The 24,203-nt window shown below is 56.6% G+C and carries 26 protein-coding genes; 18 read left to right on the plus strand and 8 right to left on the minus strand.

Annotated elements, in window-relative coordinates:
* Positions 1-207 precede the first annotated feature (207 nt).
* The 4 genes from fliD to SERS4_RS0115765 all read left to right on the plus strand — a co-directional run bounded on the left by fliD (position 208) and on the right by SERS4_RS0115765 (position 3,626).
* Entirely contained in the window at positions 208-1,605 is a 1,398-nt protein-coding gene (fliD, locus tag SERS4_RS0115750) for a flagellar filament capping protein FliD (RefSeq protein WP_017893212.1), read from the plus strand.
* A 27-nt stretch (positions 1,606-1,632) separates the two neighbouring features.
* Positions 1,633-2,043 (plus strand): flagellar export chaperone FliS, encoded by a 411-nt coding sequence (gene fliS, locus SERS4_RS0115755; RefSeq protein ID WP_012145664.1) that lies wholly within the window; start codon positions 1,633-1,635, stop codon positions 2,041-2,043.
* Positions 2,043-2,411, plus strand: a complete 369-nt coding sequence (fliT, locus tag SERS4_RS0115760; protein WP_012145665.1) for a flagella biosynthesis regulatory protein FliT — start codon at positions 2,043-2,045, stop codon at positions 2,409-2,411. The genes fliS and fliT overlap by 1 nt, the downstream gene beginning before the upstream one ends.
* Positions 2,412-2,759: 348 nt before the next feature.
* Positions 2,760-3,626 (plus strand): AraC family transcriptional regulator, encoded by an 867-nt coding sequence (locus SERS4_RS0115765; protein ID WP_017893213.1) that lies wholly within the window; start codon positions 2,760-2,762, stop codon positions 3,624-3,626.
* A gap of 670 nt (positions 3,627-4,296) precedes the next feature.
* On the opposite strand, the gene fliE is transcribed toward SERS4_RS0115765, so the two are convergent.
* The gene (gene fliE, locus SERS4_RS0115775; protein ID WP_026142424.1) at positions 4,297-4,611 is read right to left on the minus strand and encodes a flagellar hook-basal body complex protein FliE; all 315 of its coding nucleotides are present in this window, start codon (positions 4,609-4,611) and stop codon (positions 4,297-4,299) included.
* A gap of 434 nt (positions 4,612-5,045) precedes the next feature.
* On the opposite strand from fliE, the gene fliF reads away from it, so the two are divergent.
* From fliF to sra, 14 genes are all read left to right on the plus strand, one after another.
* Positions 5,046-6,743, plus strand: coding sequence for a flagellar basal-body MS-ring/collar protein FliF (gene fliF, locus SERS4_RS0115780; protein WP_017893216.1), 1,698 nt, complete (start codon positions 5,046-5,048; stop codon positions 6,741-6,743).
* Positions 6,740-7,732 (plus strand): flagellar motor switch protein FliG, encoded by a 993-nt coding sequence (fliG, locus tag SERS4_RS0115785; protein ID WP_012145670.1) that lies wholly within the window; start codon positions 6,740-6,742, stop codon positions 7,730-7,732. Before fliF ends, fliG begins: the two co-directional genes overlap by 4 nt.
* On the plus strand, positions 7,725-8,429 hold the full coding sequence (gene fliH / locus SERS4_RS0115790; protein ID WP_012145671.1) for a flagellar assembly protein FliH: 705 nt from the start codon (positions 7,725-7,727) through the stop codon (positions 8,427-8,429). The genes fliG and fliH overlap by 8 nt, the downstream gene beginning before the upstream one ends.
* Positions 8,429-9,790 (plus strand): flagellar protein export ATPase FliI, encoded by a 1,362-nt coding sequence (gene fliI / locus SERS4_RS0115795; protein ID WP_017893217.1) that lies wholly within the window; start codon positions 8,429-8,431, stop codon positions 9,788-9,790. The genes fliH and fliI overlap by 1 nt, the downstream gene beginning before the upstream one ends.
* A gap of 22 nt (positions 9,791-9,812) precedes the next feature.
* Positions 9,813-10,259 (plus strand): flagellar export protein FliJ, encoded by a 447-nt coding sequence (gene fliJ, locus SERS4_RS0115800; protein ID WP_012145673.1) that lies wholly within the window; start codon positions 9,813-9,815, stop codon positions 10,257-10,259.
* On the plus strand, positions 10,256-11,479 hold the full coding sequence (locus tag SERS4_RS0115805; RefSeq protein WP_017893218.1) for a flagellar hook-length control protein FliK: 1,224 nt from the start codon (positions 10,256-10,258) through the stop codon (positions 11,477-11,479). Before fliJ ends, SERS4_RS0115805 begins: the two co-directional genes overlap by 4 nt.
* 136 nt (positions 11,480-11,615) lie before the next feature.
* A complete protein-coding gene (fliL, locus tag SERS4_RS0115810; protein ID WP_017893219.1) occupies positions 11,616-12,101 on the plus strand; it encodes a flagellar basal body-associated protein FliL in 486 nt (161 codons plus the stop codon).
* A 5-nt stretch (positions 12,102-12,106) separates the two neighbouring features.
* Positions 12,107-13,108: a flagellar motor switch protein FliM gene (gene fliM / locus SERS4_RS0115815; RefSeq protein WP_012145676.1), complete on the plus strand. Its 1,002-nt coding sequence runs from the start codon at positions 12,107-12,109 to the stop codon at positions 13,106-13,108.
* Entirely contained in the window at positions 13,105-13,518 is a 414-nt protein-coding gene (gene fliN / locus SERS4_RS0115820) for a flagellar motor switch protein FliN (protein WP_012145677.1), read from the plus strand. The genes fliM and fliN overlap by 4 nt, the downstream gene beginning before the upstream one ends.
* Positions 13,518-13,940: a flagellar biosynthetic protein FliO gene (gene fliO / locus SERS4_RS0115825; protein ID WP_017893220.1), complete on the plus strand. Its 423-nt coding sequence runs from the start codon at positions 13,518-13,520 to the stop codon at positions 13,938-13,940. Before fliN ends, fliO begins: the two co-directional genes overlap by 1 nt.
* Complete coding sequence (fliP, locus tag SERS4_RS0115830; protein WP_253275391.1) at positions 13,937-14,761, plus strand: flagellar type III secretion system pore protein FliP; 825 nt, start codon at positions 13,937-13,939, stop codon at positions 14,759-14,761. Before fliO ends, fliP begins: the two co-directional genes overlap by 4 nt.
* A gap of 12 nt (positions 14,762-14,773) precedes the next feature.
* On the plus strand, positions 14,774-15,043 hold the full coding sequence (gene fliQ, locus SERS4_RS0115835; RefSeq protein WP_017893222.1) for a flagellar biosynthesis protein FliQ: 270 nt from the start codon (positions 14,774-14,776) through the stop codon (positions 15,041-15,043).
* Positions 15,044-15,045: 2 nt separating this feature from the next.
* Positions 15,046-15,828 carry a flagellar biosynthetic protein FliR gene (gene fliR / locus SERS4_RS0115840; RefSeq protein WP_012145681.1) on the plus strand — a complete coding sequence of 261 codons (783 nt, stop codon included), beginning with the start codon at positions 15,046-15,048 and terminating at the stop codon, positions 15,826-15,828.
* A 367-nt stretch (positions 15,829-16,195) separates the two neighbouring features.
* On the plus strand, positions 16,196-16,327 hold the full coding sequence (sra, locus tag SERS4_RS27245) for a stationary-phase-induced ribosome-associated protein (RefSeq protein ID WP_017893223.1): 132 nt from the start codon (positions 16,196-16,198) through the stop codon (positions 16,325-16,327).
* Between the two features lie 368 nt (positions 16,328-16,695).
* Here the strand turns inward: sra and flgL are convergent, their stop codons facing one another.
* The 7 genes from flgL to SERS4_RS0115880 all read right to left on the minus strand — a co-directional run bounded on the left by flgL (position 16,696) and on the right by SERS4_RS0115880 (position 24,195).
* Complete coding sequence (gene flgL / locus SERS4_RS0115850; RefSeq protein WP_012145682.1) at positions 16,696-17,655, minus strand: flagellar hook-associated protein FlgL; 960 nt, start codon at positions 17,653-17,655, stop codon at positions 16,696-16,698.
* A 58-nt stretch (positions 17,656-17,713) separates the two neighbouring features.
* Positions 17,714-19,360, minus strand: coding sequence for a flagellar hook-associated protein FlgK (gene flgK, locus SERS4_RS0115855; protein WP_017893224.1), 1,647 nt, complete (start codon positions 19,358-19,360; stop codon positions 17,714-17,716).
* Positions 19,361-19,633: 273 nt separating this feature from the next.
* The gene (flgJ, locus tag SERS4_RS0115860) at positions 19,634-20,590 is read right to left on the minus strand and encodes a flagellar assembly peptidoglycan hydrolase FlgJ (RefSeq protein ID WP_017893225.1); all 957 of its coding nucleotides are present in this window, start codon (positions 20,588-20,590) and stop codon (positions 19,634-19,636) included.
* Positions 20,590-21,690: a flagellar basal body P-ring protein FlgI gene (locus SERS4_RS0115865; protein WP_012145685.1), complete on the minus strand. Its 1,101-nt coding sequence runs from the start codon at positions 21,688-21,690 to the stop codon at positions 20,590-20,592. The genes flgJ and SERS4_RS0115865 overlap by 1 nt, the downstream gene beginning before the upstream one ends.
* A 10-nt stretch (positions 21,691-21,700) precedes the next feature.
* The gene (gene flgH / locus SERS4_RS0115870) at positions 21,701-22,402 is read right to left on the minus strand and encodes a flagellar basal body L-ring protein FlgH (protein ID WP_017893226.1); all 702 of its coding nucleotides are present in this window, start codon (positions 22,400-22,402) and stop codon (positions 21,701-21,703) included.
* Between the two features lie 236 nt (positions 22,403-22,638).
* Positions 22,639-23,421, minus strand: coding sequence for a flagellar basal-body rod protein FlgG (gene flgG / locus SERS4_RS0115875; protein ID WP_012145687.1), 783 nt, complete (start codon positions 23,419-23,421; stop codon positions 22,639-22,641).
* An 18-nt stretch (positions 23,422-23,439) separates the two neighbouring features.
* Entirely contained in the window at positions 23,440-24,195 is a 756-nt protein-coding gene (locus tag SERS4_RS0115880; protein ID WP_017893227.1) for a flagellar basal body rod protein FlgF, read from the minus strand.
* Between the last annotated feature and the right edge of the window lie 8 nt (positions 24,196-24,203).

Here is a 24,203-nt window from a genome sequence, read left to right on the forward strand (position 1 = left end):
GTCAACCACCGTCCCATCAGGTATCGGCCCTCCCCCTGCAACCTTTAGAAATTTTTTGTTTTTTTTTCGCTTACAGGCAATGGCAGAAATAACGCGCTTTTTCCTTCTTCTATTGCGTCATCGGTTTTTAAACTTTTCGGTAAACTTTCTCTCCACTGGGCCGATAACGCGTAAAGCGAATAAAGTCATAATCAAGGAGAATTACCAATGGCATCGATCAGCTCATTAGGCATCGGCTCAGGACTCGACCTCAACGGCTTGCTGGACAAGCTAACCAAAGCGGAACAGCAGCGGCTGACGCCTTATACTACCCAGCAAACCAGCTATAACGCCCAACTGACGGCTTACGGCACGTTAAAAGGCTCGTTGGAAAAGTTTGATAACTTGAGTAAAGAACTGGCGAAACCGGCATTTTTCAACAACACCACCGCCAGCAAACACGACCAGTTCACCATCACCACTACCGATAAAGCCGTAGCGGGTAACTACATTGTTAAAGTAAACGCACTGGCCCAACCGCAAACGCTGACCACCCAAGCCCCGATCGCCAATCAGACCGAAAAATTGGGCGCAGCAGGCAGCAGCGACCGCTCAATTACCATCACTGCAGGCAATCCGCAAAAAGACGTGAAGATCCCACTGAGCGATGAGCAAACCTCACTGGTGGAAATGCGCGATGCGATTAACAACGCCAAGGCCGGCGTCAATGCCACCATCATGCGCGTAGGGGATGACGACTACCAACTGGCGCTCAGTTCTACTACCACCGGGGAAAAAAGCACTATCACGGTGCAGGTCAATAATGACGATAAGCTCGGAGCCATTCTCAACTATGACAACAAGGCCAAAAGCGGTTCGATGAAGCAAACCGTGGCCGGCCAGGATGCCCAGATCGAGGTCAACGGCACGCCGATCAAACGCAGTACCAACTCGATTGTTGATGCATTGCAGGGTGTGACTATTGATCTAAAAGCCGTCACCAAAGCCGACTCACCGCAGAACCTGGTGATCAGCACCGATAAAGCCGGCACCGCCGATAAAGTAAAAGAGTGGGTCGATAACTATAACTCGCTGCTGGACACCTTCAACTCGCTGAGCAAATTTACCCCGGTCAAAACCGGTGAAGCGCAGAATGCCAAAAATGGCGCACTGCTGGGGGATAACACCCTGCGTGGCATTCAGTCATCGATAAAAAGCGCGCTCAGCGCCGCACAGGACAACCCGGAACTGAAAGGGTTGGGCAACCTGGGTATCTCGACCAATACCAAAACCGGCAAGCTGGAAATCGACAGCACCAAGCTGAACAAAGCCATTGATGAGAAACCGGCACAGGTCGCCAACTTCTTCGCCGGCAACGGCAAGGACACCGGTATGGCGACCGAGATCCATAACGAGATCCAGAACTACATCAAGGCCGGCGGCATCATCGAGAACTCGACCAAAAGCATTAATACCAACCTCGACCGCCTGAACAGCCAGATCACCACCGTAACCGCCAGTATTCAAAACACCATAGATCGCTATAAACAACAATTCGTTCAACTGGATACCATGATGTCCAAGTTGGGCAGTACAGGTAATTATTTAACCCAACAGTTCAAATAAGAACTTTTTAACCAGGTAAGAAATCACATGTATAACCGAAGCGGAACTCAAGCCTACGCCCAGGTCAGTCTGGAAAGCGGCGTAATGAGCGCCAGCCCGCATCAGTTAATCGTGATGCTTTTCGACGGGGCGCTTAGCGCCCTGTTACGCGCACGCATTCTGATGAACCAGGGCGATATCGCCGGCAAGGGACTGGCACTGTCAAAGGCCATCAACATTATCGATAACGGCCTGAAAAGTGGTCTCGACCACCAGCAGGGCGGCGAAATGGCCGATAATCTGGCGGCGCTGTATGACTATATGAAGCGACGCCTGATGCAGGCCAACCTGCATAATGACGAGGCGGCGATCACCGAAGTGGTCAAACTGTTGGAAAATATTGCCGACGCCTGGCGCCAAATCGGCCCCAATTATCACCCCTCTCAGGACGCCGTTTAATGGAACGTCAACAGCAATTGCTAGCCGCGTATCAACAAATACATAGCCTGAGCAGCCAGATGATCGCCCTGGCGCAAACCGAAAGATGGGAGGATCTGGTCGAACTGGAACTGGCCTACGTCACCGCAGTGGAAAGCACCGCCGCCTTTACCGGGCAGGCCGGCCCATCGATGGCACTGCAGGAGTTGCTGCGCAATAAGCTGCAGCAGATCCTGGACAACGAAACCGAGCTCAAACGCCTGCTGCAGCAACGCATGGACCAATTAAAAGAGTTGATCGGCCAGTCAACTCGTCAGAACGTGGTTAACAGCACCTATGGCCAGTTTAACGACCGCGCCCTGCTGTTGGGAGAGCCGCAAATCAGATGAACTCATAACAATAACGGAAAAAGCAGAATTAATAGCACTATGCACTATTATTCTCCGGTTAAGTCAGGATATTAATCCATGACATTTGAATTATATACACCTATAGTATTTTTCACCTCGGTCTGGTAGGGCGCGAATATATTCGCCCCGACCTACACGGGCGCGGCATGCAACGCCCCTACGAGACGGATAAATATTACGCCGACACGGACGTTTTCTGTTCAGCAGGAAATTGATTTTTGATAGATAAAACACGTCGTTGTGTTTCACAACGCATGGAAAAATGTTGCTCCAGCGCCGATCAAAGCGTAAAGATATTCCCAGATACTGGCTGCGAAATGAATATCGATGGAACGTACAATTAATCTTTGTCCTGGAATTGGTGCCTCGGCGCATATCATTCAGCATACTGAATTATTATTCCCTTCAGTCTATTTTGAACAACCCCATCTGTATTTGGTACAGCAAGGCCATAAACGCGTACGTTGGCAACAGCGTGAAGTGGTGGCTCATAGCGGGGAATTGTTGATTATCGACGGAGGGCAAACCGTGGATATCATTAATGAGCCCTCAGAGGAAGGGGCATTCAGCTGTCAGTTGTTGACCTGCGATCCGTTGCTGTTCGCCGCACCACCGGCCCAGGTTGAAACCCAGGCCCCAACGGCATTCGACGCAGTACTGGCATTGCGCAACCTGCCCTGCGCACTAATACACAGTTTTGAAACCACCAGCCTGGCGCTGGCACTTAAACATCGTTTCCCTGCGGTCATCATTCGCCACAAAATGCTGGAGATTCTGCTGTGGCTGAAGCAATTCAATATCAGCTTCATTCATAACGAGGTCAGAAATTTAACCCAGCAGGTGCGCCGTTGTCTGGCGACCGATCCGCATAATATCTGGACGGCGGCCGAGGTAGCGGACACCCTGTCGATGAGTGAAGTGATGCTGCGCCGTAAATTATCGGCAGAAAATACCTCGTTGCGTACCCTGATGATAGACGTGCGCATGAGCAGCGCACTGGCACTACTGCAATCCACCGATTGGCCCATCTCCGCCATCGCCCAGCACGTCGGTTATGAAAGTTCCTCAAGGTTTGCAGAACGTTTTCGCAAACGCTTTGGCTTTGCCCCCACCGCCATTCGCGGCCACCAACGGGCAATGGAGAGCAGCGCTATTCGCCCCGATCATTTCAGCATGATGGAGGCACAGGAATGACAGCCACGGCCATAAGTTAAATCATTGAGCAACGGGAGCCTCGTTTATGCAGTGCGGGTTAGCGGAAAACAGCCGGGTGGGATAGCATCGGCGAGCATTAATTCAATCAGGGGTGATAAACCATGCTCAACGAAAAACTGCTGTTTTCCCTGGCCATACTGTTGCTCGGCATGTGGCTGCTGGGCCTGACCTACGAGGAAGACGTCATGCGGATACTGGCGGGAAAATAAACCGGCAAGGCCACTAAAGTGGCCCGGGTTTTTTAGCTTTGTTTAATTAAAACGATTATTAATACGACCAAAACGGCCAGAATCAAAATACTCAACAGCCGCCATCTGTGTTCACTTTTGCTGCTCATTGTCTTTCCCGGTAATAAAACACCCTTAACCCCAAAATTATAACTCTGTGACAAGTGCCGCAATGTGAGTTGAAGCAGGGTTTCTGCCCTGTTACTCCAGCTATTGGCGATCGCTATGCCAAGGGTAATACGCCTAATATGCTAATTCAGTGTTCAAAACCCCACCACTAAAAATCCCACCATCACAACCTAAGGCCCGAGCTGCGCCAATCTGGCCGGCAGTTGCGCCAGCAATTGATCTATTGCCAGCCGGACTTTTAATAAGACTTAATAAGACAATGTCGTGGTACGCGATGCACGCGTGACATTCAATTACACCGCCATATTCATGACTTCTTGGTAAGCGGAAACCAGCTTATTACGCACCTGCACGCCCATCTGCAGCGAGATTGACGATTTTTGCAGATCGACCATCACATCATTGAGGCTGATGCCCGGTACACCGATCTCAAAATCCTGCGCCTGCTTGCGTGCGGCCTGCTGGGTATCGCTGATCTTGCCAATAGCCGTTTTCAGCTCGCTGGCGAAACTGACGCCCGGCGCAGCAGCACCGCGATCCATTTGCCCGGCCTGAATCGCGGTGGCTTGTAACTGCTGCAATACCCCTTCAATACCCTGAATTGCCATGGTAACCCCAATAAAAATGCGGCTGCCGGCCATTGTGGCGGCAGACACTACTCTGATGCTGCACACCCTAACACAGCGTTTTTATCCTAAAGCGGCTAATTAACTGCAAAAAACCCGGCTTTTCGGGCCATCGAAATCACCATAAAAGCAAATAATGGCCTGCCCAGTAATGGGAGCGCCGCTATACCCGTCGTCTTTCAAGTTGCAGCGTTGTTATCTGCACTCGCTCATCCCCAGTTACTTACTCGAGTAAGCGCCTGGGGATGAGCGAGCTGGCCGCCTAGCTGCAACTTGAAAGGCATAGGGTATATTTATATGTGTATCAGGGAGTCTGTTTTGTCACACAACGCTAACCACATAGTTCATCAGCCTGGCAGAGAGCTACGCCGTGGCCCGAACCGGATCCTGAGCGTCATTGAAGGACACTGGCTAAAATGAGTGCTTCAATCTCCGCCACCGAAAGCCGCGATAATGGCCTGCAAGCCATGTGGAGCCGTCTGCGCGCCAACCCGAAAATCCCACTGCTGATCGCCGCTTCCGCCGCCATCGCCATTGTGGTTGCGCTGCTGTTATGGGCAAAAAGTCCTGATTACCGGGTGCTGTACAGCAACATTAACGATCGCGACGGCGGTGCCATCGTCACCCAACTGACGCAGATGAACATCCCCTTCCGCTTTGCCGAAAATGGCGCGGCGCTGCTGATCCCGGCAGACAAAGTGCACGAAACCCGCCTGCGTCTGGCGCAGTTGGGCCTGCCGAAAGGCGGTGCCGTTGGCTTCGAACTGCTGGATCAGGAAAAATTCGGCATCAGCCAGTTCAGTGAGCAGATCAACTACCAGCGCGCGCTGGAAGGCGAATTGTCACGCACTATCGAATCACTGGGGCCGGTACAAAACGCCCGGGTGCATCTGGCACTGCCAAAACCCTCGCTGTTCGTGCGCGAGCAAAAATCCCCTTCCGCCTCGGTGACACTGACGCTGCAACCCGGCCGCGCGTTGGATGACGGCCAGATCAATGCCATCGTTTATATGGTCTCGAGCAGCGTCGCCGGCCTGCCGCCGGGCAACGTGACCGTGGTCGATCAGTCCGGTCGTCTGCTGACCCAGTCTGACGGTGCCGGGCGCGATCTGAACGCCGCACAGCTCAAGTACGCCAACGAAGTGGAAAGCCGCTATCAACGTCGCATCGAAGCGATTTTGGCACCGATGGTCGGTAACGGTAACGCGCGCGCCCAGGTCACCGCGCAGATTGATTTTGCCACCCGCGAGCAAACCGACGAAGAATACCAACCGAACCAACTGCCGAATAAGGCCGCCGTCCGCTCCAAACAAATGAGTCAAAGCGATCAGATTGGCGGGCCACTGGTCGGTGGCGTACCGGGTGCCTTGTCCAATCAGCCTAGCGCTCCAGCGACCGCGCCGATTGAAACCGCCAAACCGGCGGCCACCGGCAACAACGCCAACGCCAACGCCACCCAGCCCAATGCCGCGGCAACCCGCAGCGCAGCCTCGGGGCCGCAGAATTCCCGCCTGGATGAAACCACCAACTACGAAGTCGATCGCACCATCCGCCATACCCAGCAAAAAGCCGGGACGGTACAGCGGTTGTCGGTGGCAGTGGTGGTTAACTATCGCGGTACGGATAAAGACGGCAAACCACTGCCGATGAGTAAAGAGCAGTTGGCGCAGATCGAATCGCTGGTGCGCGAGTCCATGGGTTTCTCCAGCACCCGCGGCGACACGCTCAACGTGGTCAACACGCCGTTTACCGATAGCGAAGTCACCGGCGGTGAGCTGCCGTTCTGGCAAAGCCAGGCGTTTATCGATCGTCTGTTCGACGCCGGTCGCTATCTGCTGGTCCTGCTGGTCGGCTGGTTGCTATGGCGCAAACTGGTACGTCCGCAGCTGCAAAACCGTCAGGCCGTACAAAAAGCCGCTATCGCCGCCGCCAATACGCCAATGGCCAAACCGGCAGAGAGCAATAAACAGAGTAACGAGGAGCTGGCGCAGCACCGTAAATCACAACAGCGCGTCAGTGCAGAAGTCCAGAGCCAGCGGATCCGCGATCTGGCTGATAAAGACCCACGCGTGGTCGCTCTGGTAATCCGCCAATGGATGAGCAACGAATTATGAGTCTGACCGGAACCGAAAAAAGCGCCATCCTGCTGATGACCCTGGGTGAAGATCGCGCCGCCGAGGTATTCAAACACCTCTCCTCGCGGGAAGTTCAGCAGTTGAGCGGCACCATGGCCAGCATGAGCCAGGTATCGCACAAACAACTGAATGAAATACTGCGCGAATTTGAAGATGACGCCGAACAATATGCGGCACTGAGCGTCAACGCCAGCGACTATCTGCGTTCGGTGCTGGTTAAAGCGCTGGGCGAAGAGCGCGCCGCCAGCCTGTTGGAGGATATTCTCGAATCCCGCGAGACCACCACCGGCATGGAAACGCTCAACTTTATGGAGCCGATGAGCGCCGCCGATCTGATCCGCGACGAACACCCGCAAATCATCGCCACCATTCTGGTCCACCTGAAACGTGGCCAGGCGGCGGATATTTTGGCGCTGTTCGACGAACGCCTGCGCAACGACGTGATGCTGCGTATCGCCACCTTCGGCGGCGTGCAACCGGCAGCGCTGGCGGAACTGACCGAAGTGCTGAACAACCTGCTCGACGGCCAGAACCTCAAGCGCAGCAAAATGGGCGGGGTACGCACCGCAGCCGAGATCATCAACCTGATGAAAACTCAGCAGGAAGAAGCGGTTATCGACGCCATGCGCGAATACGACGGCGAGCTGGCGCAGAAGATCATCGACGAAATGTTCCTGTTCGAAAACCTGGTGGAGGTCGACGACCGCAGCATCCAGCGCCTGTTGCAGGAAGTGGAAGGCGAATCCTTGCTGGTGGCGCTCAAAGGCGCGGAACAGCCGCTACGCGAGAAGTTCCTCAAGAATATGTCGCAACGCGCCGCCGATATTCTGCGCGACGACCTGGCCAACCGTGGGCCGGTACGCATGTCGCAGGTCGAAAACGAACAGAAAGCCATCCTGCTGGTCGTCCGTCGTTTGGCGGAAAGCGGCGAAATGATTATTGGCGGTGGCGAGGACACCTATGTCTGATCGCATTAACACCCTGCCCTGGCAGCCCTGGTCGCTTAACGATTTGACCGAGCCGAAAACGGTGGTCGAGCCGCTGCCGTTGCCGCCGGTGGAATCTTTCGGCACACCACTGGACGACACCGTGGTTCAGGAACAGCAACTGGCCCAATTGCGCCTGCAGGCAGAGCAGCAAGGCCAACAGTTGGGCTATGCCGACGGCCAGCAAAAAGGTTACGAAGCCGGGTTCCAGGCCGGCATGGAAGAAGGCCGTCAACAGGGCTTGCTGGAGGCGCAACAGCAACAACAACCGCTGACCGCCCACTGGCAACAATTGGTGACGGAATTCCAGCATACGCTGGACGCGCTGGACAGCGTGATCGCCTCGCGCCTGATGCAGTTGGCGTTAACCGCCGCCAAACAGGTGCTCGGTCAACCACCGGTGTGTGACGGCACCGCCCTGCTGGCGCAGATCCAACAGTTGATCCAGCAGGAGCCGATGTTCAGCGGCAAACCCCAGCTGCGTGTACATCCGGATGATTATCAGCGTATTGAACAACAACTGGGCGCGACGCTCAGCCTGCACGGCTGGCGACTGCTGGCAGATGGCCAACTGCACCCTGGCGGTTGCAAGGTCAGCGCCGATGAAGGCGACCTCGACGCTAGTCTGGCAACCCGCTGGCACGAACTCTGCCGCCTGGCGGCTCCGGGAGAAGTGTAATGACGCTTCGACTCGGCCGCTGGCTGACCTCACTCGATACGTTGGAAAAACGCATTACGCACGCCCCGACGGTTCGTCGTTACGGCCGCCTGACGCGGGCTACCGGGCTGGTGCTGGAAGCCACCGGGCTGCAACTGCCGATCGGCGCTACCTGCCTGATCGAACGTCACGACGGCGGTGAAGTGCAGGAAGTCGAGAGCGAAGTGGTCGGTTTTAACGGCCAACGGCTGTTCCTGATGCCGCTGGAAGAAGTGGAAGGCATTGTGCCCGGCGCACGGGTTTATGCCCGCGTCTCGCCGGAAGGACAAAGCGCCAGCAAACAGCTACCGCTTGGCCCGGCATTACTGGGTCGGGTGCTGGACGGCAGCGCCAAGCCGCTCGACGGCCTGCCCGCACCGGAAACCGGCTATCGTGCGCCGCTAATCACCGCCCCGTTCAATCCGTTGCAGCGTACGCCGATCGAACAGGTCCTGGATGTCGGCGTGCGCACCATTAATGGTCTGTTAACCGTCGGCCGTGGCCAGCGGATGGGGCTGTTCGCCGGCTCCGGCGTCGGTAAAAGCGTGCTGCTGGGCATGATGGCGCGTTATACCCAGGCCGACGTGATTGTCGTCGGGCTGATCGGCGAACGTGGCCGCGAGGTCAAAGACTTTATCGAAAACATCCTCGGCCCCGAAGGCCGGGCACGCTCGGTAGTGATTGCCGCACCGGCAGACGTCTCGCCGCTGCTGCGCATGCAGGGGGCAGCCTATGCCACACGTATCGCCGAGGACTTCCGCGATCGCGGTCAGCACGTGCTGCTGATTATGGATTCGCTGACCCGTTATGCCATGGCGCAGCGTGAAATTGCCCTGGCCATCGGCGAGCCACCGGCCACCAAAGGCTATCCGCCGTCAGTGTTCGCCAAATTACCTGCACTGGTGGAACGCGCGGGCAATGGCATCAGCGGTGGCGGTTCAATTACCGCCTTCTATACCGTACTGACCGAAGGCGATGACCAGCAGGATCCGATTGCCGACTCGGCGCGTGCCATCCTCGATGGTCACGTAGTGCTGTCGCGACGGCTGGCAGAGGCAGGTCACTACCCGGCAATCGACATTGAAGCTTCGATCAGTCGTGCCATGACTTCACTGATCGATGAGGAACATTACCGCCGGGTACGTAACTTCAAACAGATGCTGGCCAGCTATCAACGCAACCGAGATTTGATCAGCGTCGGTGCCTACGTCTCAGGCAGCGATCCTTTGCTGGACAAGGCGATGACACTTTACCCGCAGATGGAAGCCTATCTGCAACAGGGCATTTTTGAACGCAGCGGTTATGACGACGCCTGCCAACAGTTACAGCAGTTGATCGTTTAACGTCACCAAAGGCGAAAATCCGATGAAATCACAGTCCCCCCTGATTACCCTGCGCGATTTGGCGCAGGACGCAGTGGAACAGGCGACGCAGCAGTTGGGCCAGGTGCGCAAGGCACAACAGGCGGCAGAGCAGCAGCTTTCCATGCTGCTCAATTATCAGGATGAGTACCGCCAGAAGCTGAATAATCAACTGAGCGGCGGTATGGAATCGTCCAACTGGCAGAACTACCAGCAGTTTATCGGCACGCTGGAGCAGGCCATCACCCAGCATCGCCAGCAACTGACGCAGTGGGGGGAAAAGGTCGAGAGCGCCGTGAAACACTGGCAGGACAAACAGCAACGGCTGAATGCCTTCGAAACCCTGCATACCCGTGCCCAAAGTGCGCAACTGCAGCTGGAGAATAAACGGGATCAAAAACTGATGGATGAGTTTGCTCAACGCAGTGCACAAAGGAATATCCACCCATGAACCTCAACCTATTGTCAGGTCTGTCGACCCCAGGCGACAGCGGAGTACTGCCGGACGCGCAGTTGCCGCTGGATGAATCCTCTCTTTCGTCCGCCTTTGCTCAACTGCTCGGTGCACGTGTGCTGCCGGCCGATAAGGCTACAGGCAAGCTGTCGCCGATGACGCTGAGTACCGACGAGGACTCCGCGCCGCTGAGCCGCAATCAGCTAACCCAGCTACTGGCCACCTTCGGCGAACGAGATGGACTTTTGGCACCCTCGCTATTAAGCAGCGGTCAGCAGGCGACCGTCGCGCCGGGGGAAGAGCAGCTGAAAGATCAAACTGCGGAAAATACGGCTCTGCGCCCCGCCGGTGAAATCGACGCGGCCACCTTACAGGCGCTGTTTGCCATGCTACCGATCGCCGTAACGCCAGTGATGCCGGCCACCGCGGCGGGCGCCGGGGAACTGAGCATTGAAGGCGAACCGGGTACGACACAACCCGCAACTGTGCTGAGCGCCACGCTGGGCCGCCCCTCGGACGCCTCCGGTAGCCCGATAACGGACACGCAGAAAAACCCGCCGACCCTGAGCACAGATCCTCTCAGCACGGAAAGCGGCAGCGACGCGCCACAAAAGACGGCGGCCACTCAGGATAAGCCGGATGCTACCGCGTTGAAATTCGGCGCCGATACGCCGGCAGCGGTCAATCACCTGATGGCACCGCCTGTCTCCAGCCCGACGGTGGCAGCCGCTCCAGCCTCTTCGCTGGTTACCGCCCCGCCGACGCCACAGCTAAATGCTCAGCTTGGCAGCCCCGAGTGGCAACAGGCGTTGAATCAGCAGGTACTGATGTTCCATCGCAACGGCCAGCAAAACGCAGAACTGCGCCTGCATCCGCAGGAGTTGGGGGCATTGCAGATCACCCTTAAGCTCGATGACAGCCAGGCACAGTTGCATATTGCCTCCGCCCACGGTCAGGTACGTGCCGCCGTGGAAGCCGCCATGCCGCAACTGCGCCATGCGCTGGCAGAGAGCGGCATCAATCTGGGACAAAGCAGCGTCGGCAGTGAGTCCATGCCGCAGGAGCAACAGGCGCAACAACAAAACGCCGGGCAACAGGGCCAACCAGGTTATCGCGATAGCCACACCGGCAACGAACCGGGCGCAGAGGCCCTCAGTGCTCCACAGGCATTGCAGGCGATGGCTCGAGCCGTCAGCGGCGTTGATATTTTCGCCTGACTGAGCGCAAACGCCCAAGCTGGCACGCTTTTCCCCGCCTATTCTGGCTATTGCACGCCGGAATAGACGGGATAATACCGCTACATGTCATGCGTGCGGTTTTCATGTACGCAGAAAACAGGAATTTGGCTTAGCAATGTCTCAGAACTCCCTTCCAACAGCCTCAAAAAAACGTCCGCTACTGGCTTACCTGCTGGTGTTGATTACCCTGCTCGCCTGCGGCGCAGCCGGCTACAGCTGGTGGCAGCTTAAACAGCACCAGAATGGCGCACAGCCCGCAGACAAACCGCAACCTCCGGCCGCACCGGTGTTTATGCCGCTGGACACCTTTACCGTCAATCTGATGACGCCGGATAACAACCCCGATCGCGTGTTGTACATCGGCCTGACATTACGCTTGCCGGACGAGAACACCCGCCGCCAACTGAACGATTTTCTGCCGGAGGTGCGCAGCCGTCTGCTGATGCTGCTGTCCCGTCAGGAGGCGGGTCAGTTGAGCAGTGAACAAGGGAAACAGCAATTGGTGGCGCAGATTAAGGACGTACTTAGCCCGCCGCTGGTTAAAGGACAACCGAAGCAGGTGGTCAGCGACGTGCTGTTCACCGCCTTCATACTGCGGTAATCACTATGGGCGACAGCATTCTTTCACAGGCAGAGATCGACGCCTTGCTCAACGGCGACAGCGCGGGAGATGAACCCGTCGCGGTCACCAGCAACGAGAGCGAGGTCAAGCCGTACGATCCGACTACCCAGCGCCGCGTGGTGCGCGAGCGTCTGCACGCGCTGGAAATCATCAACGAACGTTTTGCCCGGCAGTTCCGCATGGGGTTATTCAACCTGCTGCGTCGCAGCCCGGACATTACCGTCGGCCCGATCAAAATTCAGCCGTACCACGAATTTGCCCGCAACCTGCCGGTGCCCACCAACCTCAACCTGGTGCACCTGAACCCGCTGCGCGGTACCGCGCTGTTCGTGTTCGCGCCGAGCCTGGTGTTTATCGCGGTCGATAACCTGTTCGGTGGCGACGGCCGCTTTCCGACCAAAGTGGAAGGTCGCGAATTCACCCCCACCGAGCAGCGGGTGATCAAGCGCATGCTGCGTCTGGCGCTGGATGCTTACGGCGATGCCTGGAGCGCGATTTACAAGATCAACGTGGAATACGTGCGCGCCGAAATGCAGGTGAAATTCACCAATATCACCACTTCGCCGAATGACATTGTGGTCACCACGCCGTTCCAGGTGGAGATCGGCGCGCTGAGCGGTGAATTCAACATCTGTATTCCGTTCGCGATGATCGAGCCACTGCGTGAACTGCTGACCAACCCGCCGCTGGAAAATTCACGGCAGGAGGACAGCCACTGGCGCGAAACGCTGGTGAAACAGGTGCAGCATTCCGAACTGGAGCTGATTGCCAACTTCGTCGATATCCCGATGCGGCTGTCAAAAATCCTGAAGCTGCAGCCGGGTGACGTATTACCGATTGATAAACCGGATCGCCTGATCGCCCACGTGGATGGCGTACCGGTGCTAACCAGCCAATACGGCACGTTAAACGGGCAGTACGCCCTGCGTGTTGAACATTTGATTAACCCTATTTTGAATGCCCTGAGTGAGGAACAGCCCAAATGAGTGATCCTAAGCAACCGTCTGGCGAAGGAAAGGAATCCGTGGACGACCTGTGGGCTGACGCGTTTAACGAGCAGCTTGCCACCGACAAAACCTCTGCCAGCGACGCGGTATTCAAATCGCTGGAACCGCAGGATGCCAGCGGTAGCCTGCAGGATATCGATCTGATCCTGGATATCCCGGTCAAACTGACCGTCGAACTGGGCCGCACCAAAATGACCATCAAGGAGCTGCTGCGCCTGTCGCAAGGCTCTGTCGTGGCGTTGGACGGGTTGGCGGGTGAACCCCTGGATATCATGATCAACGGTTATCTGATTGCCCAGGGCGAAGTGGTGGTGGTGGCCGACAAGTTCGGCGTGCGCATCACCGACATCATTACCCCATCCGAACGTATGCGCCGCCTGAGCCGCTGATGAACCCAAACGCCACCGCGCCCGGTCAGGGCACCTTGCAACCCGCCACGCCGGCGTTACCGGCCGGTTCGGTGCTGACACAGGTCAGTACCGCACTCGGCGGGATCCTGCTGCTGATCCTGCTGGCGGGCTGGCTGTTTCGCCGATTGGGGTTCGCCCCACAGGCACGCAACAGCAAACTGTTAAACCTGCGGGCCAGTTGCCAGGTCGGTCAGCGTGAGCGCGTGGTGGTGGTCGAGGTGGACAACACCTTGCTGGTACTGGGCGTCACCGCCCAGCAAATCACCCCGCTGCATACCATGCCTGTCCCTGCGCCAGCGCCAGCGCCAGCGCAAGATAGCAGCACAAGCGACAACGCAGCGCCGGCTGATTTTCGCCAACTGATGCAAAAAGTTCTGAAACGTCCGGAAAAATCGGCATGACTCACACTCAACAATCAGCATCCCCGGCTATTGCCCCCCTCGGCGCGGATTGCCAGAAGGCCACCATCTTTCCCCTCTCCTGCCGGGTGAGGGGAAAACACCTCCTGGCCACTGTCCTGCTGCTGGCAAGCCCAGCGGCTTTCGCGCAATTACCTGGGCTTATCAGCCAACCACTGGCGGGCGGCGGCCAAAGCTGGTCGCTGCCGGTGCAAACGCTGGTGCTGCTGACCTCGCTCAGTTTCCTGCCTGCGATGCTGCTGATGATGACCAGTTTCACCCGTATCATCATCGTACTCGGGCTATTGCGCAACGCGCTGGGCACCCCTTCCGCTCCACCGAATCAGGTGATGCTGGGTCTGGCGCTGTTTCTGACCTTTTTCATCATGTCGCCGGTATTCGACAAGGTCTATCAGGATGCCTACCTGCCGTTCAGCCAGGACAAAATCAGCCTGGACGTGGCAATGGATAAAGGCTCGCAGCCACTGCGCGAATTTATGCTGCGCCAGACGCGTGAAACCGATTTGGCCCTGTACGCCAAGCTCGCCAACCTGCCGCCACTGGCCGGGCCGGAAGCGGTGCCGATGCGTATTCTGCTGCCGGCTTACGTTACCAGCGAGCTGAAAACCGCATTCCAAATTGGCTTCACGGTGTTTATTCCGTTCCTGATTATCGATCTGGTGGTCGCCAGCGTGCTGATGGCGTTGGGGATGATGATGGTGCCCCCGGCAACTATCTCGCTGCCGTTCAAACTGATGTTGTTTGTGTTGGTGGATGGCTGGCAGTTGCTGCTTGGCTCGCTGGCACAAAGTTTCTATTCATAACCGGAGCCGCCAATGACCCCTGAATCCGTAATGGCGCTGGGCACCGAAGCGATGAAAGTGGCGCTGGCGCTGGCGGCCCCGATGCTGCTCGCTGCCTTGATCAGCGGTATGGTGGTCAGCCTGCTGCAGGCCGCCACCCAGATCAACGAAATGACGTTGTCGTTTATCCCCAAGATTCTGGCGGTGGTCGCCACCATCGTGATTGCCGGCCCCTGGATGCTCAACCTGCTGCTGGACTATATGCGCACGCTGTTCACCAACCTGCCGAATCTGATTGGTTAACCATGCTCACATTTGACAGCGCGCAGTTCGGCGTCTGGCTTAGCCAATATTTCTGGCCGCTGTTGCGCATTCTGGCGCTGATCAGCACCGCGCCGGTGTTTAGCGAAAAACAAATCAGCAAGAAGGTGAAGATCGGTCTTGGCGGACTGATCGTGATCCTGATCGCCCCTGGTTTACCCGTCAGTACCGTCCCTATCTTCTCCGCCGCCGGGCTATGGCTGGCCGCCCAGCAAATCCTGATCGGCGTGGCGCTGGGGCTGACCATGCAGTTCGCTTTCGCGGCAATACGCCTGGCAGGCGAAGTGATCGGCATGCAGATGGGTCTGTCGTTCGCCACCTTCTTTGACCCCAGCGGCGGGCCAAACACCCCGGTGCTGGCGCGGCTGCTCAACCTGCTGGCAATGCTGCTGTTCCTCAGTTTTAACGGCCATCTGTGGTTGATTTCCCTGCTGGTCGACAGCTTCCATACCCTGCCTATCCAGGCCGAGCCGCTCAACGGCAACGGTTTTCTGGCACTGACCCAGGCCGGTTCGCTGATTTTCATCAACGGTATGATGTTGGCGCTGCCGCTGATTTGCCTGTTGCTGACGCTGAACATGGCGCTCGGCCTGCTCAACCGTATGACGCCGCAACTGTCGGTATTCGTCATCGGCTTCCCGGTCACCATGACCATCGGCATTATGACCATTGGCATGATGATGCCGATGCTGGCGCCGTTTTGTGAGCACCTGTTTGGTGAGTTCTTCGACAGGCTGGCCGATGTGATTGGCAGCATGACCCCCTAGCGTTACCCCATTAGTGCGGCTTAACGGCCGCACCTCGCCGGACAAACTGGCAGTAAAATCCCTTTCTCGCTATAAAAAGTTGAAAAAACCAAATTAACACGATTTGGCTTCGATTATTGTTATTGCCTTGAATAATAAAATACCCACCTTAGAATGGCCTTGTTAAATATAAAGCCATCAGTAAAAACAGCCGTCGAAAAATAAAATAAAGGAGTGAATTTAAATATTAAATAACGCACAGGGAAGTTAAATAAAAACTCTGACATCCATCATCTGCAGGGATAAAAATACTTTCTCACCGGGGTCAGCCGGCGGGACAGGCATATTTATTATCTGCGGTTTTACCTCTACCCTCAGGAGCACAGAAATGAAAGCGAAAACCAACCGAAGAGCACGCAGAGCCTTAGGCATGGCGCACTGGGCAACCAACCGTATTCAAATTTCACTATCCTCTTCACCGAACGGTGAAAAATGGACCATGGTGAAAAAGAAAAAATAACAGCCAGGCTATAAATAAAATATAGCCTCTGGTGTTACCTCCCTTCCCGCCTGAATATTTAAACGTTTCCCACCGTTAAATCAGGCGAAAAAAAAGCACGTCACTCGAACCTTCGTGGGGGAAAGAGTGACGTGCCAAAAAAGTGCGCCCGGTTTCAAGAATGCTCTACAGAGATAGAGTTTTCTAAGCACACCCAAAATAATACCCGCCATAGCTTCACTGCGGGGGAGTACCTGTTATTGACTTACCCTATGGATTTCATGCTGCAGCTAGGCGCCCAGCTCACGCATCCCCAGGAGCTTACTTAAGTAAGTGACTGGGGTGTGTGAGTGCAGGTAACAACGCTGCAGCTTGAAAGACGAAGGGTATCAGCGGTTCATCTGGAACAGCGACATCCCCTGCATATCACCGAAGGTTTTATACGACGCCTGCAAGGCCGCCTGCTGCATAAAGTAGCTGGAAATTGACTCGGCCAGATCGGCATCCACCAAAGCACTCATCTGCGTTTGGTTGATCATGTCGCGATCTTTGCCAATGCTGTCCAGCGTATCCATTTCCTGCAGTTGGTTACCCAGTTCGGCACGCACACTGAGCACCTTGTTGTAGGAGTTGTCCAGGCCACGGTTGGCCTTGGCCAGCGCATCGTTCACCTGTTGCTTGGTGGCGTCGTCAGCATCCTTCAAGGGGGTTTTCAACGCCTTCAGCGCGATATCAATGCTTTCAAACACGTTAGAAACCGGCGCGCTGCCATCCGGCTCCGGCTTCGGGTTGCTGGTCAATGACATGAACACCGTATCGCCGGTATGGCCAATGGTCATGGTGCGGTTGGCATCCACTTTCTGCTCGACGGCCTTGTTACCGCCGGCGTAGCTGACTGAACCGCCGTTATCGACAAACGGGGGCTTGTCATTGACGAAGCCGCCAAACATGTAGCGGCCGTTGCCGTCAGTGCTGTTGGCCTGGTTGAGCAGTTGGTCTTTCAGCCCCTGCAGTTGGGTCGCCAGCGAATCGCGGTCGTTATCGCTTTCGGTACCGCCGGCATTGACGATCAGCGCCTTCATATCGGCGATGGTACTGGTTGCCCCGCCCAACACCGTCTCTTCCATCGACACGCTTTGGCGGGCAAAGGTCCGCGCCAGGGCATACTGGGTGTTTTCCGACTGGGACTGGGCCAGCATCACCGCCTGTGATGCCGCCAGCGGATCGTCGGACGGATTACTGACCTTTTTACCGCTGGAAAGCTGCTGTGCCGCCTTCATAAACAGTGATTGGTTGTCGGTAATACCGGACATGTTCTGTTGGTACATCATGCTGGTGCTCATACGCATGGTGCAGATTCCTCAAAATCGGTGACCGGAGCCAATGCGGCCCCTGTCAAAATGAAAATCAACGGATATTCAGTAACGCATCAAACATCGAGCTGGCGGTCTGGATCACCTGCGCATTAGCCATGTAATACTGCTGGAAACGCAGCAGTTCACCGTACTCTTCATCCAGGTTAACGCCGGAAGCCGACTGCTGTTGGATAGTCAGCTGCTTGACGATATTGTTCTGTGAGGTCACCGAAACCTTGGCCGATGCCGTTTGGTTACCGACACTGCTAACCATGCTGGCGTAAGCACCGCTGAAGGTGGCCTTGCCGTCAACCAGCTTCTTGGTTTGCAGATCGAGCAGCTTTTTGGCGTTTTCGTTATCGCCGCGGCCGCTGTCATCCTTACCGGCAGCGGCGATGTTTGAAGAGTTGGTGATGGCGACCTTCAGGCTGCCCGCTACGTCACTGACCGGCTTCACGGTGAAACTGTCATTCTTTTGCGCGTTACCTTCGATGCCGACCTTCAGGCCGTCAAAACTTAACGTCGCTTTGCCATCGGCATCGGTACCCGCGGTGGCATTCACCTTCACGTTGTCCGGCAGACGGCTCACCTGCCAGTTGCTGCCGTCAAACTCTACCCGGTAGTCATTGGCTTTTACCCTGCCGGTATCGGTATAGGACACCGACAGCGCCGCATCGCCGGTATTGCGGCTGTTTTCCACCACGCGTCCGCCACCGAAGTTGAAGAAGTCGGTCCCGGCATCGCCGTTGAGATCAAACCCTGCACGGTGTTGCTGGTTAAAACTGTCGGCCATCGCCAGCGCCAACTGCCCCAGTTGGTTGCGAGCGCCATCCAGCGATTCCGTGCGGAATTTCAACACGCCGCTAACGCTGCCGCTGGTAATTTGCCCTTCAGGCACTTCGCTGACACCGTTGCCGCGGTTATAGCCGATGGTCAAACGGGCAGGATCGCCGCTGGAGGGGATGGCTTCAACCTGGTAGGCATTATTACCCTGCACCAGGGTCAGGCCGTTGGCGAAAGAGACCGTATAGGCATCGCCGTCCTGCTGGGTCACCTGCACCCCCACCACCTGGTTTAGCTCTGTGACCAACTGGTCGCGCTGATCCAGTAAGGCATTCGGCTCACCGCCACTGCCACGCAGGCGGGTGATTTCATCATTGAGTTTGGCAATCTGCTGGCTGTAGCTGTTGATCTGCGTCGCGCTATCACTGAGCTGCTGATTAACGCCACTGTCCATGTCTCGCAGATATTTATCGGTGTTATTGAACTGATTGACCAGACCATTGGCTTTGCCCAGCACCGTTTGACGCGCTGCGTCATCACCGGCGTTGCTGACCAGATTCTCCAGGTTACTGAAGAAGTCCTGCATGTTGGTCGACAGGGTATTGGTTTTACTGGCCAGTAGATTATCGATCTGCGAAATTTTCTCGAAATAGGCGTTCTGCGCCCCGGCCTGGCTCTGCGCGCCACGCAGCTGGTTGGTAATGAACTGATTATATTCGCGGTTGACGCTGGTGACGGTAACGCCGTTGCCAATAAAGCCATTCATGGTACTCATACCGCCATTCTGCGCCAGAATTGCCGTTTGGCGGTTATAGCCCGCCACGTTGTAATTGGAGATGTTGTTACTGACGGTGCTGAGCGCCACCTGAGCCGCATTCAGCCCGCTCATCGCGGTATTGATTAAGCTATTGGACATAAAAGTTCCTTTTGCTGCGGCGCCGCTGGCCCACAGAAGTCAATTAATCTGCTGAACCCACTCGCCCAGCCTGTGTTGGTTATCGGCAAAAAGCAGGGAAACTTGATAGCAAATTGCTAGCCCTATTCATGATTTATGACATTCGCAAATCCCCAAAATAATTGGCGTTGCAGCACGGCGGCCAGCAAGGGAGTCCCCGGAAGCTTGGTCTGCCAAGTGACCGGGGTGAGCTTGTGCAGCCAACACAGCTGCAGCGTCAAGAATGACGGGGATTTAGAACAGATCCTTCAGGTCATGGGTATAAGCCTTAACCACCTGCTCGCCGGTGTTTTTCATCTGCTGGATCACGCTGACCAGCTTGTTGGCGTATTGCGGATCGGTAGCGTAACCGGCCTTCTGCAACGCATGTGCCGCCTGTTCGGGGCTGCGCGCATTGGCCACTTCGGCGTAGCGTGGGTTATTGGTCAACAGCTTGACGTAGTCGGCAATGGCTTCAACGTAAGAGCCGTACACCCGGAACTGTGCCTTGATCTTCTTCGCGGCCCCCTGCTCAAACTCGGTGGTGGTGACCTCGGTAACCGGCCCGTTCCAGCTGCTGCCGGCCTTGATGCCAAACAGGTTGTAGCTCGGCGAACCGTTGGCGGTCGGGATCTCACGCTGGCCCCAGCCCGACTCCAGCGCGGCCTGGGCCACAATCAACTGATGCGGAATGCCGCTCTGCTGGCTGGCAACCCGTGCCGGAATGGACAACCTGGCGACAAAGTTGCCGTTATTGAGCGACAGCGGCGACGCGGCAGGCGCTTTCGGTACCGCACGACGGATCATTTGCTCCAGCGCCTGATTTGGCAGCGTTTGCAGCACCTCGCTGTCCTGATAAAGAAGGTCCAGCGCCATTGGCGACATGCCCGCCGTCTCACTCGGCACCGCGTTGGCATTGCTCATCTGCTTAACCATCATGTCGGCCATCCCCAGCCCCTTCTGTGACATCTGCTGGGCAATCTGCTGGTCATACATTGAGGTATAGAGCCGCGACTGATCGCTGCTCAGCACCCCGTCCTTGGGTAGCGCGGCACGCATACTTTTCAGCATCATCTGCACGAACATGCCTTCAACCTGTTGCGCCACCTGTTTCAGATTGCCCTGCGGATCGCTCGCCGCGTCACGCTTAAGCCCGTTTAGCGCCTGCGCATCATAAGCGGCACCCGACATCGCCATCAGATCGCCGGCCATCAGATGATTTCCAACTTGGCACGCAGACAGCCGGCACTTTGCATTGCCTGCAGGATCGACATCAGATCGATCGGTGTCGCCCCCAGAGCATTCAGCGCGCGGATCACGTTGTTCAGATTGGCGCTGGCATTAACCTTCTGCAGCGAACCGCCCTGCTGCTGCACCGAAATCTGGGTATTTGGCGTCACCACGGTCTGCCCGCCGCCAAACGGCGTCGTTGGTTGGCTGACGGTATTTTGCCGATCGACCACCACCGACAGATTGCCCTGTGCCACCGCACAAGAATCCAGGATCACATCGCGGTTCATCACCACCGACCCGGTACGTGAGTTGATGATCACTTTGGCATCCATCGCCCCGACGCTGACGTTAATGTTCTGGATCTCCGCCAGGAAACGCACCTGTGAACTGTTGCCCTGCGGCACCAATACCTGAATAGTGCGGGCGTCCAACGGTGAGGCGGTGCCACCACCGCGCTGGCGGTTGATGGCATCGCTGATCTGCTGCGCCAGGGTGAAATCCTCATCGTTCAGTTGCAGATTAATCACGCCACCGGCACCGAAAGTGGTTGGCAGTTCGCGTTCAATGGTGGCCCCGTTACTGATGCGGCCACCGGCCAGTTGGTTGACCTGTACGCTGCTGCCGCCGGCCGAGGCACCGGCACCGCCCACCAGCACGTTGCCCTGCGCCAGCGCGTAAACCTGGTTATCAACGCCTTTCAGCGGCGTCATCAGCAAGGTACCGCCGCGCAGGCTCTTGGCGTTGCCCATTGAAGACACCACCACGTCAATATTCTGTCCGGTACGCGAAAACGGCGGCAGCCTGGCGGTCACCATCACCGCCGCCACGTTTTTCAGCTGCATATTGGTGCCCGGCGGCACGGTGATCCCCAACTGCGACAGCATATTGCTCAGGCTCTGGGTGGTGAACGGCGTCTGCATGGTTTGGTCACCGGAACCATCCAGCCCCACCACCAGCCCGTAACCGATCAGCGCGTTATCACGCACGCCCTGCACCGTGACCAGATCGCGAATGCGCTCCGCCGTTGCCGGTAAACACACCAGCCCAATCCACAGCGTAAGCAGTATTTTTTTCAGCATCGGTCAATCCTTAGAACGGTGAGACATTTAAGAAGAAGCGTTGCAACCAACCCATGGTCTGCGCCTCGTTGATATAGCCGTTACCGACGTATTCAATGCGCGCATCTGCCACCTGAGTGGAAGTGACCGAGTTACTGCCGCTGATGGTGCGCGGATTCACTACCCCGGAGAAACGAATGAACTCGGTGCCCTGATTGATGGCGATCTGTTTTTCGCCCACCACGTGCAGGTTGCCGTTAACCAGCACCTGATTGACCGTGACGGTAATGGTGCCGTTAAAGGTATTGTTGGCATTGGCTCCGCCCTTGCCGCCGAAGGTGCTGTCGCCGGACATCTCCATATCGGCACGCGCATTGCCCAGCAGGCCATCGAGATAGCGCGGCGCCGTGGCAACGCCAAACTTGCTGGCACCATTGCGGCTGGCATTGGCGGAAGAACTTTTGCTGGCGCTGACGTTTTCTTGCAGCGCGATGGTCAGAGTGTCACCCACGTTACGCGGGCGGCGATCTTCAAACAGAGGCTGATAGCCGTAGTTCATCGGTTGTACCGTCTGGAAAATCGAGCCGTTGGGTACCGGTGCGCCCGCCGGAGCCGGTTGCGCCGTGGTCGTGCCATCCACCAGAGGTTTATGCGGAATATAAGCACAGCCGCCCAGCGTCAGCATCACCATCGCCGTCAACCAGCGTTTGCCTTGCGGCGGCACGTTTGCCATCAGAGTTGTGGTTACCACGGGTATCGCCTTTGTTTCACAAAATAGGGTTACGGGCGCTGCCGCGCCCGTGAATGTGTTGACAAAGTGGGGAAAAAGCGTGGTTTTTCCCCACTTTGTGGTTATCAGCCGAAAATCAATGATTTGATTTTCCTTAAGTTTTTGTTAGCAAATCCTGACCTTCCCAACCCTGTTTTGAGGGTTGTTCGCTGTCTGACGGGCGCTGCCGCGCCCGTCAATTACAGTTGCGTCAGTTTTTGCAGCATCTGATCGGAAGTCGATACCGCTTTGCTGTTGATCTCATAAGCACGCTGGGTCTGGATCATATTGACCAACTCTTCCGCCACGTTAACGTTGGAGGTTTCCACATAGCCCTGATACAGCAGGCCGGCGCCGTTTAAGCCAGGTGTGCTTTCGTTCGGTGCGCCGGAGCTTTCGGTCTCCTGGTACAGATTCTCGCCCATACTTTCCAGGCCGCTGTCGTTGATAAAGGTGGTCAGCGTCAGCTGGCCCACCTGCTGGGCCGCGGTCTGGCCCTGCTGGGTGACGCTGACAATGCCGTCGCGACCCACGGTGATACTCAGGGCATTGGCCGGAATGATGATTGCCGGCTGCACCTGGAAGCCGCTGGCCGTCACCAGTTGGCCATTCTGATCTCTCTGGAACGAACCGTCGCGGGTGTAAGCCAGGGTGCCGTCCGGCATCATCACCTGGAAAAAGCCTTGCCCCTTGATGGCGATGTCTTTGCTGTTATTGGTCTGCGACAGATTGCCCTGGCTGTGCAGGCGCTCGGTTGCCACCGGACGCACACCGGTACCAATCTGCAAACCGGACGGCAGCGTAGTCTGCTCGGAGGACTGAGCCCCCGGCTGGCGCATGGTCTGATACAACAGGTCTTCAAATACCGCGCGCTGGCGTTTGAAGCCGTTGGTGCTAACGTTGGCCAGGTTGTTGGCAATCACGTCCATGTTGGTCTGCTGCGCATCCAGACCGGTTTTGGCAATCCATAAAGATGGGATCATGGGTTATTTCCTTGCTGCTTAACTCAGTGATAACAACGAGTTGGCGCGCTGTTCATTTTCATCCACGCTGTGGATGACTTTCATCTGCATTTCAAACCGGCGAGCGTTGGCGATCATGTCAACCATGGTTTCCATCGGTTTGACATTGCTGCCTTCCAGCACGCCCGGCATGACCCGTACCAATGGGTCGTTTGGCAACTGATTACCACGCTGCTGCTGGGTTTCCGGCGTCAGACGGAACAGACCGTCATCGCCGCGCATCACTTCGCGCGCGTCGGCCTTGACCAGTTTCAGCCGACCAATCTGTGCGAGGGTATTCGGCGGATCGCCCGCATTCAGTGCCGAGATGGTACCGTCGGCGGCAATGGTGATCTCCGCCGACGGCGGCACCTCAATCGGCCCGCCATCGCCCATTACCGGCCTGCCCTGCACCGTCAACTGCCCGGTGGAGGAGATCTGAAGATTACCGTTGCGGGTGTAGGCTTCGCCGCCATCCGGCAGGCTGACCGCCAGAAAACCGTCCTGTTGCAACGCCACGTCCAGCGGGCGCGCGGTATAGTTCAGCGCCCCCTGGCTCATGTCGGCACCCGGCGTTGACGCGGTAACCAGCGTGCGCGTCAGCAGGCTTGGCCCGTCTACCGGCACCGCACGCAGCGCCGAAAGCTGAGCACGGAAACCCGGCGTCGAGGCATTAGCCAGGTTGTTGGCAGTAACCGATTGCTGCTCCAGCGTCTGCCGCGCCGCGCCCATCGCGGTATAAATCGCGTGATCCATAAATCAAT

The organism is Serratia sp. S4 (assembly GCF_000347995.1).
In the GTDB taxonomy this organism is placed as follows: domain Bacteria; phylum Pseudomonadota; class Gammaproteobacteria; order Enterobacterales; family Enterobacteriaceae; genus Serratia; species Serratia quinivorans.